The organism is Methylobacterium oryzihabitans (genome assembly GCF_004004555.2).
Classification (GTDB): Bacteria; Pseudomonadota; Alphaproteobacteria; order Rhizobiales; family Beijerinckiaceae; genus Methylobacterium; species Methylobacterium oryzihabitans.
In genome coordinates, this window is record NZ_SACP01000045.1 from 23230 (window position 1) to 31191 (window position 7962).

A 7962-nucleotide genomic window follows, 5' to 3' on the forward strand; every position below is an offset into this window, starting at 1 on the left:
TCGCGACGCGGAAACCGACCGTGCCCAGGTGCCGCGCGGGCTTCGATACGGTTTCTGGACGAATCGTCCAAAAAGCCGTGTCCATCCGAGCCGAACATGATCCCGGTTCAGGCCGATCGGTCCGGTACGGCTTTCCGTGCCGCCGGGCTGGCGGGCCGCCCCCGTGGCGCTGGCGGACCGCCGTCAGGCGTGGAGGGCTGGCAACCTGACCTTCATCATATCGAGAAAGGGCCGGCCGTTCGGCAACGAGTTTCGCGACGTTTGCCGGAAGGCGGGGGTGCGCCGGGCGAACGAGGCCGGAGCCGCCCCTCAACGCGCTGCTGGGATGGCCGCTGGAAAGCCGGGAAAGCGCGACCGACACGCGGACGGCGAACAACGCGCGGCTCGCCCGCGAGGCGCCGGTCATTCCCACACCCGCGACCAAGGTGCGGGATGGATCGCGGAAAGACTAGATTTTGCTGGATCTTAGAAAGTCGATGGTGCCCAGGGACGGAATCGAACCGCCGACACTGCGATTTTCAGTCGCATGCTCTACCAACTGAGCTACCTGGGCCCGCCTGGCTGCGCTGCGGCAGCGGCGATGGCGGGGGTATAGTGGGGGCGAGGGCGGCTGTCCAGCCGTCTCGTGCGGGTTCTTCGTCGGGAAAATCAGAGGGCCGCGCAGGTCGGCGCGGCCCTCGGGACTCACGGCGTCGGCGCCTCGCCGTGATGGGCGTCGAGGGTCGCGGCCACCTGCGGCTCGCTCGCCGCCACCGCGCTGGCGCGGCGGCGGTCGGGGGCGGTCGCCTCGGCGACGAGCTCGGCCAGCGCCTCGTCGAGGGGCAGGGTGCGGGTCTGCTGGCTGCCGAGGCGGCGGACCGAGACGGTGCGCTCCTCGCCCTCGCGGCGGCCGACCACCAGCATCACCGGCACCTTGGCGTGGGAGTGCTCGCGGACCTTGTAGTTGATCTTCTCGTTGCGCAGGTCGGCCTCGGCGCGAAGGCCCGCCGCTTCCGCTGCCGCCAGCACGGAGCGCGCGTAGGGGTCGGCCTCGCCGGTGATCGTCGCCACCACGACCTGGAGCGGCGCCAGCCACAGCGGGAAGTGGCCGGCGAAGTGCTCGATCAGGATGCCGGTGAACCGCTCCATCGAGCCGCAGATCGCGCGGTGGACCATCACCGGGGTCTTCTTCTGCCCGTCGGCATCGACGTAGAACGCGCCGAACCGCTCGGGGAGGTTGAAGTCGACCTGCGTCGTGCCGCATTGCCAGTCGCGACCGATCGCGTCGCGCAGCACGTACTCGAATTTCGGGCCGTAGAACGCGCCCTCGCCCGGGTTGATCGCGGTGCGGATCCGGCCGCCGGACTGCTCCTCGATCTGCGCCAGCACCCGGGTCATCACGTCCTCGGCGTGGTCCCAGAGAGCGTCGGAGCCGACGCGCTTCTCGGGCCGGGTCGAGAGCTTCACCACGATCTCGTCGAAGCCGAAATCGGCGTAGGTGCTGAGGATCAGGTCGTTGATCGTCAGGCACTCGGCGGCGAGCTGGTCCTCGGTGCAGAAGACGTGGGCGTCGTCCTGGGTGAAGGCGCGCACCCGCATCAGCCCGTGCAGGGCGCCGGAGGGCTCGTAGCGCGACACCGACCCGAACTCGGCCAGCCGCAGCGGCAGGTCGCGGTAGGATTTCAAGCCATGCTTGAAGATCTGGACGTGGCCGGGGCAGTTCATCGGCTTGATCGCGAACACCCGCTCGTCCTCGGTCTTGGTGACGAACATGTTCTCGCGGTACCAGTCCCAGTGGCCGGAGGTCTCCCACAGGGCCTTGTCGAGGATCTGCGGCGCGTTGACCTCGGCGTAGTCGCCCTTCAGGCGCCGGCGCATGTAGGCGATCAGCTCCTGGAAGACCGTCCAGCCCTTGGCGTGCCAGAACACCACGCCCGGGCCCTCCTCCTGGAAGTGGAACAGGTCCATCTCGCGGCCGAGGCGGCGGTGGTCGCGGCGCTCGGCCTCCTCCAGGCGGTGCAGGTAGGCGTCGAGATCCTCCTTGGTCGCCCAGGCGGTGCCGTAGATGCGGCTCAGCATCGGCTTGGTGGAATCGCCGCGCCAGTAGGCGCCCGCCACCTTCATCAGCTTGAAGGCGGTGCCGACCTTGCCCGTCGAGGTCATGTGCGGGCCGCGGCAGAGGTCGAACCACTCGCCCTGGCGGTAGATCTTCAGGTCCTCGCCCGGCGGGATCGCGTCCACCAGCTCGACCTTGAACGCCTCGCCCTTCTGCTCGAAGAGGGACCGGACGTCGTCGCGGGCCCAGACCTCGCGGGTGAACGGGGCGTCGCGGGCGATGATCTCGCGCATCCGCGCCTCGATCGCGGAGAAGTCGTCGGGCGAGAACGGGGTCTCGCGGAAGAAGTCGTAGTAGAAGCCGTTCTCGATCACCGGGCCGATCGTGACCTGGGTCTCCGGCCACAGCGACTGCACCGCCTCGGCGAGCACGTGGGCGCAGTCGTGGCGGATCAGCTCGAGGGCGCGCGGGTCGGCGCGGTCGAGGAACTCGATGCGGGCATCGTGCGCGATGGCGTCGTCGAGGTCGCAGACCCGGCCGTCGAGGGCCATCGCGACCGTGCGCTTGGCGAGCGACTTGGCGATGCCCTCGACGACGGCGCGGCCGGTCACCGGACCGTCGAAGGAACGGGCGGCGCCATCGGGGAATGTCAGGATCGGCATGGTGTCTCGTGCCTCCGCGGGCTCACTCCTGCGCACCGTGCAGGTAAGCGGGGGATGAAGGGGCTACAGTCTCCACGGCGCGGGCCGTAGGGCGGCCGGGCCGGGAGGCGCCGTCATACCAGCCGGGCGCGCGATTGCCAGGGCGCGGGCGTCATACGAAATCCGATCGATCGCTTCAGGCGACCGCAAGCGGTCGCTTTCGCGACGCGGATTTCGGCTTCGCTCAGACGCCGCGCGGGCTGGTGATGCGAGTTTCGGAACTGATCGTCCGAAAATCGTGTCACGAATCCGAACCCGGCACCGTCTCGCAGGCGAAGGGGGAGGGGGGCGCGTTGACGCCGCGCCAGCGGCCGTAGGCCCAGGGGCGATGCCACGCCGCGCCCGCCGGCAGGGTCTCGGGCACGAGGTCGATGCCGTGGGTGCCGAACGGCCCGCAGCGGCAGATCCGGGCGAACCCCATCCAGGCGCCGGCCCAGACGCCGTGGCGCCCGATCGCCTCGTCGGCATAGGCCGAGCAGGACGGCCAGTGCCGGCACTGCCGGCCGACGAGGCCCGACAGCGTGAGCTGGTAGGCGCGGATCGCCCCGTGCGCGGCACGCCGGCCGGGGCTCATGCCGCCGGGGCGTCGCGGCGGGCCTCGATCCGGTCGAGGGCGTCCACCACCGCGTCGAAGGTCAGGAGCGTCGAGGCGTGGCGGGCCTTGAACTCCCGCACCGGCTCCAGCACGGCGAAGTCGGCGAACCGGCCCCCGGGGGCGGGCCCGCCCTCCTTGAGCATCCGCCGCACGCTCTCGCGCAGGGCGCGCAGGTCCCCGGTGCGGGTGCCGATCACGTGGCGGGCCATCAGCGACGAGGCCGCCTGACCGAGCGCGCAGGCTTTCACGTCGTGGGCGAAGTCCGTGACCACGCCGTCCTCGGTGACGAGATCCACCGTCACGGTGGAGCCGCACAGCTTGGAATGCCGGCTCGCGCTCGCCTGGGGTGCCGGCAGCCGGCCGAGGCGCGGGATGTCGGCGGCGAGTTCGAGGATGCGCGTGTTGTAGATGTCGCTCAGCATGGCGGCCTGGACTTTCGGCGAGGATGACAGCGCCGGCGGGACGGGCGATGGCACGAGGAACTGGCGTGCATCCGGTGCATTGCGCCGGAGGCGAGGAGCCATGATATAGGCGCCAGCGTGCCGGGCCGCGAGGGATGACGCGCCCGGGAACGCTCGCCTCCACCGGCATGGCTGACCCGCACCGGCGGCGGAGGGCGGGGCGGATCGTTGAGCATGCCCGATCGGGCCGGGCGGGAGGCGTCATGGATGCGGTGCTGAAGTCGTTGTCGGTCCGGATGCCGGAGACCGCCGACAAGAGCCGCGACGTCCCGCGCCCCGAGCGGATCACCGACCGGCCGACACGGCAGGAGGCCGAGGCGGCGGTGCGCACCCTGCTGCGCTGGGCCGGCGACGACCCCGACCGCGAGGGCCTCGTCGAGACGCCGCAGCGGGTGGTGAAGGCCTACGAGCAGATCTTCGGCGGCTACCGCCAGGAGCCGCACTCCATTCTCGACCGCGTGTTCGAGGAGGTCGACGGCTACAGCGACATCGTGCTGGTGCGCGACATCCCGTTCCACTCGCACTGCGAGCACCACATGGTGCCGTTCATGGGCCACGCCCACATCGCCTACTATCCGCGCCGCGGCGTGGTCGGGCTGTCCAAGCTCGCCCGGGTGGTCGACGCCTTCGCCCGCCGGCTCCAGACCCAGGAGACGATGACGGCGCAGATCGCCGAGACCATCGACTCGGCCCTCAAGCCCCGCGGCGTCGCCGTGATGGTCGAGGCCGAGCACCTGTGCATGGCGATGCGCGGGGTGCAGAAGGCCGGCGTCTCGACCCTGACGACCCAGTTCACCGGCGTGTTCAAGCAGGACCCGACCGAGCAGGTCCGGTTCCTCACCCTGGTGCGCGACAAGCGATGAGCGCCGGCTTCGCCGAGCCCGGCACCAAGGCCGAGATCGAGGAGGGCACGGCGTTCATGCCCCGCTTCGGGGCCGACGGGCTGATCACCGCTCTCGCGGTCGATGCCGCGACCGGCGAGATCCTGATGCTCGCCCACATGAACCGCGACGCGCTGGCGAAGACGATCGAGACCGGCGAGGCGTGGTACTGGTCGCGCTCGCGCGGCGAGCTCTGGCACAAGGGCGCCACCAGCGGGCAGGTCCAGACCGTCGTCGAGATGCGGGTCGATTGCGACCAGGACGCCCTGCTGCTGCGGGTGCGCGTCGGCGGCGACGGCGGCTGCTGCCATACCGGGCGGCGGGCTTGCTTCTACCGGGCGGTGGCGGTGGATGCGGTGAGCGGGCGGGTGGGTCTGACGTTCGTAGGGTGAGCGCAGCTCTCTCCGAATCGAGCCCGCGGACCGTTTCCCGTTGCGAACGCTGGGTGAACCTGCAACGCTCATCCCGCGAAGCCGACGGGGTGAGGCGATGGCTGCGAAGAAGGGTGAGAGTGTCAGGTTCTCCGGCACCGGTCGCTTCGTGACCGTTGTGCCGCGCAAGCCGATGACCAAGGCCGATGTCGCGCGTGTCCACGCAGCCTTGTCGAACGCCGCCGAACAGACCGGCGCGTTTCGATCCGCCATCGACGTTCGGAAACACTCGCCCAAGGCGAAGTGATGCCGACGAACGACCGCGAGGTCTTCGACAAGCTCACGGATGGCGCCGGGTCGCCCCCGGTCGAGGCGTTCATCACATACGCTCTGTTCGCATTCGAGCGACGCGAATGGCTGTCCCACCACGCCGCCACCCGCGGGCAGCCTCCCTCCGAAATCGAAGTCGAGGCGTGGATCGGGAACATCACCGATTATCAATTCGATCAGATGCGGAGCCGGGCCGCGTCCTTCTTCGACGTGGCGGCTCGTGCCTACATGGCCGACGAGATCGAGGAGGCGCGCCAGGAGACGCTGAAGAGCGCCGTCGTCCGCGAAGTCAAGGCAGCCGGCAATTTCTGGCGCCAGCTCTTCATCGCGACCGCGACGGCGATCATCGCGCCTGTCATCATCGGCCTCATTGTCGTCGCGGCTTTGAGGAGCGAAGCGGTCATCCCGACGATCACAGGCACCAAGACCCTCGTTCAGCCGCAGGCCCCGAACGGCACACCCGGCAGATGATCGGACCGGTGCCGGTCACCGCTTGCGCACGAACTCCGTCCGCAGCACCAGGCCCTTGATCGTCTCGTGGCGGCAGTCGATCTCCTCGGGGTCGTCGGTGAGGCGGATCGAGCGGATGACCGTGCCCTGCTTCAGGGTCTGGTTGGCGCCCTTGACCTTCAGGTCCTTGACGAGGGTGACCGAGTCGCCGTCGGCCAGGACGTTGCCGGCGGCGTCGTGGACCTCGGCCGCGGCCGGCGCCGCGGCGGCGGCAGCCACCTCGCTCGCGGGGCGCCACTCGCCGAGCGCCTCGTCGTACACGTAGTCCTCGTCGCTGCCGGCCATGCCTGCCCCCTGGAGCGTCGGCGCCTTGTCGCTGACGACGGGAGAGGCGGCAAGCACCGGGACGGGATCGCCCCACGCCTCTTGCAGGGAGCAGGCTTGCGTCGGATCCCCTACCACCACCCGCGCCGGACCGTCGGCGGCGCGAAGAAGCCGTCGTCGGGCTGCACCACCCCGGGGGCGGCGGGGATCTCGGCCGCCTCGGCGGCGCGGGCGCGCGGCCGGGGCGCGTGCTGGGCGACGTTCGCCGCCGGCGCCGGCTTGGGCTTCGGCTTGCGCACCTCGGCGGCCGGGGGCGCCTCGGTCGCGAGGCCGAGGGCCACCTTCACCCGGGCGTCGAAGCCGTAGACGTCGGGCGCGCTGCGCAGCGCGCCGGTCTCGTCGACCAGCGTGGTGAAGTAGGCGAGGTGGACCGGCAGCTTGTGCGGCAGCATCACGGTGCGCTCGCCCTTGCCGATCAGCTTCCTCAGCCGCTCGGTCGGCCAGGTCGGTCCCAGCACCACCTCGGCGAAGCGGAATGGGTCGTCGACGCGCACGCAGCCGTGGCTCAGCGCCCGGTCGCTGCGCGCGAACAGCGAGCGGTTCGGGGTGTCGTGCAGGTAGACCGCGTGGTCGTTGGGGAACATGAACTTGATGAAGCCCAGCGCGTTGCGTTCCCCCGGCGGCTGGCGGATCGCGATGCCGTTGCCGCGCCGCACCACCTCGTAGCCGAGACGGGCGGCGTAGTTCGGATCCTGGGCGAGGCGAGGCAGGAACTGGTTCTTGAGGATCGAGGGCGGCACCGTCCAGGACGGGTTGACCACCGCGTAGGTCATCTCGCCGGAGAAGACCGGCGTCGGCGATTCCGGCTTGCCGATGATCGCCCGGTTCTCGTCGACCGTGCGGCCGTCGCGCACCACCCGCACCTTCATGTCGGGGATGTTGACCCAGACATGGGTCTGGCCGAGGTCGGCCGGCAGCCAGCGCCAGCGCTCCATGTTGGAGAGCAGGTCCGCCTCCTGGCGCCCCGGCGCCGGGCCGGCCAGGGCCGCGACGGTGTCGGGGGTGAGGAGCCCGGTGACCTTCAGGCCGCGCTCGCGCTGGAATCCGGCGACGGCGCCCGCCACCGCGTCGTCGTAGGCGGTGGCGTCGGCTGCGCCGCCGAGGCCGAAGCGGGCGCGAATCAGCGGCACCCGGGCCGGGTCGCGCATGCCGGTCTTCAGGGTCGGGCCCTTGGGCAGGCGCACCATCGGCACCGCGCGGCCGGGCTGCTGCGCCCGCAACGCCGCGAGCCTCGCCTTGAGGGCGAGGTAGCCCGGCTGCTGCGGGTTGTAGGCCTGCAGCGTCGCGTCCGCCGCGGGACCCGCGGTGACGAGGCGGGTCAGCACCGCGTCGGCGCCCGGCAGGTCGAGCTTCGGGGTGATGTGCTTCGACAGCCGCCACGGCTCGATGCGGCCGCCGCGGGCGTCGCGGGCGTAGAGCGCGACCGCCGCCGAGAGCTTCAGGTCGGCCTCGGCGAGGTCGGCCGGGCCGGCGCGGGGCGCGTCGAGGAGCGGGATCGGGTAGGCGAGGGGATCGAGCCCGTCGTCGCCGGCGGCCTGGAGCCGGGCGATCGCGGCCTTCGCCGCCGGCGTCCAGGCGCCGTCGGCGACCCAGACCGCCTTGAAGGCGCCGAGGGCGTAGAAGGCCTGGATCGCCTCGCGCTCCTTGCGCGGCAGGCGCCGGACGAGGGCGAAGTTCGTATCGGCGAGGCGGGCCGCGACCACCTCGGCCACCGGGTCGCCGGGGGCGGGCAGCGGCGGCGCCTCGGCGGCGGC

General features: G+C 71.2%; 9 protein-coding genes and 1 tRNA gene. 4 read left to right on the forward strand and 6 right to left on the reverse strand.

Annotated features, from left to right (window positions below; genetic code table 11):
* Positions 1-477: 477 nt before the first annotated feature.
* The 4 genes from EOE48_RS26690 to EOE48_RS26705 all read right to left on the reverse strand — a co-directional run bounded on the left by EOE48_RS26690 (position 478) and on the right by EOE48_RS26705 (position 3753).
* A tRNA-Phe gene (locus EOE48_RS26690) sits at positions 478-553 on the reverse strand.
* A 131-nt stretch (positions 554-684) separates the two neighbouring features.
* Entirely contained in the window at positions 685-2697 is a 2013-nt protein-coding gene (gene thrS / locus EOE48_RS26695) for a threonine--tRNA ligase (protein WP_127733924.1), read from the reverse strand.
* Positions 2698-2977: 280 nt separating this feature from the next.
* The gene (yidD, locus tag EOE48_RS26700) at positions 2978-3310 is read right to left on the reverse strand and encodes a membrane protein insertion efficiency factor YidD (RefSeq protein WP_127733925.1); all 333 of its coding nucleotides are present in this window, start codon (positions 3308-3310) and stop codon (positions 2978-2980) included.
* Positions 3307-3753 (reverse strand): iron-sulfur cluster assembly scaffold protein, encoded by a 447-nt coding sequence (locus EOE48_RS26705; RefSeq protein WP_127733926.1) that lies wholly within the window; start codon positions 3751-3753, stop codon positions 3307-3309. Before EOE48_RS26705 ends, yidD begins: the two co-directional genes overlap by 4 nt.
* 242 nt (positions 3754-3995) lie before the next feature.
* Here EOE48_RS26705 and folE point away from each other — a divergent pair, with 242 nt between their 5' ends.
* The 4 genes from folE (at position 3996) to EOE48_RS26725 (ending at position 5845) form a co-directional block, all read left to right on the forward strand.
* Positions 3996-4655: a GTP cyclohydrolase I FolE gene (folE, locus tag EOE48_RS26710; RefSeq protein ID WP_127733927.1), complete on the forward strand. Its 660-nt coding sequence runs from the start codon at positions 3996-3998 to the stop codon at positions 4653-4655.
* Positions 4652-5065, forward strand: a complete 414-nt coding sequence (gene hisI / locus EOE48_RS26715; protein WP_127733928.1) for a phosphoribosyl-AMP cyclohydrolase — start codon at positions 4652-4654, stop codon at positions 5063-5065. Before folE ends, hisI begins: the two co-directional genes overlap by 4 nt.
* 97 nt (positions 5066-5162) lie before the next feature.
* On the forward strand, positions 5163-5351 hold the full coding sequence (locus tag EOE48_RS26720) for a hypothetical protein (protein WP_127733929.1): 189 nt from the start codon (positions 5163-5165) through the stop codon (positions 5349-5351).
* A complete protein-coding gene (locus tag EOE48_RS26725) occupies positions 5351-5845 on the forward strand; it encodes a hypothetical protein (RefSeq protein ID WP_127733930.1) in 495 nt (164 codons plus the stop codon). The genes EOE48_RS26720 and EOE48_RS26725 overlap by 1 nt, the downstream gene beginning before the upstream one ends.
* A 15-nt stretch (positions 5846-5860) precedes the next feature.
* On the opposite strand, the gene EOE48_RS26730 is transcribed toward EOE48_RS26725, so the two are convergent.
* Entirely contained in the window at positions 5861-6169 is a 309-nt protein-coding gene (locus tag EOE48_RS26730) for an alkylphosphonate utilization protein (protein WP_127733932.1), read from the reverse strand.
* A 110-nt stretch (positions 6170-6279) separates the two neighbouring features.
* Positions 6280-7962: L,D-transpeptidase family protein (locus EOE48_RS26735; protein WP_127733931.1), on the reverse strand; the 1683-nt coding region annotated here is incomplete at its 5' end.

What these genes read in the sequence shown, in the direction of transcription:
- thrS (WP_127733924.1), bottom strand. Translation starts at nt 2,697, where the DNA reads ATGCCGATCCTGACATTCCCCGATGGCGCCGCCCGTTCCTTCGACGGT.
- EOE48_RS26730 (WP_127733932.1), bottom strand. Translation starts at nt 6,169, where the DNA reads ATGGCCGGCAGCGACGAGGACTACGTGTACGACGAGGCGCTCGGCGAG.
- EOE48_RS26725 (WP_127733930.1), top strand. Translation starts at nt 5,351, where the DNA reads ATGCCGACGAACGACCGCGAGGTCTTCGACAAGCTCACGGATGGCGCC.
- folE (WP_127733927.1), top strand. Translation starts at nt 3,996, where the DNA reads ATGGATGCGGTGCTGAAGTCGTTGTCGGTCCGGATGCCGGAGACCGCC.
- yidD (WP_127733925.1), bottom strand. Translation starts at nt 3,310, where the DNA reads ATGAGCCCCGGCCGGCGTGCCGCGCACGGGGCGATCCGCGCCTACCAG.
- EOE48_RS26705 (WP_127733926.1), bottom strand. Translation starts at nt 3,753, where the DNA reads ATGCTGAGCGACATCTACAACACGCGCATCCTCGAACTCGCCGCCGAC.
- EOE48_RS26720 (WP_127733929.1), top strand. Translation starts at nt 5,163, where the DNA reads ATGGCTGCGAAGAAGGGTGAGAGTGTCAGGTTCTCCGGCACCGGTCGC.
- hisI (WP_127733928.1), top strand. Translation starts at nt 4,652, where the DNA reads ATGAGCGCCGGCTTCGCCGAGCCCGGCACCAAGGCCGAGATCGAGGAG.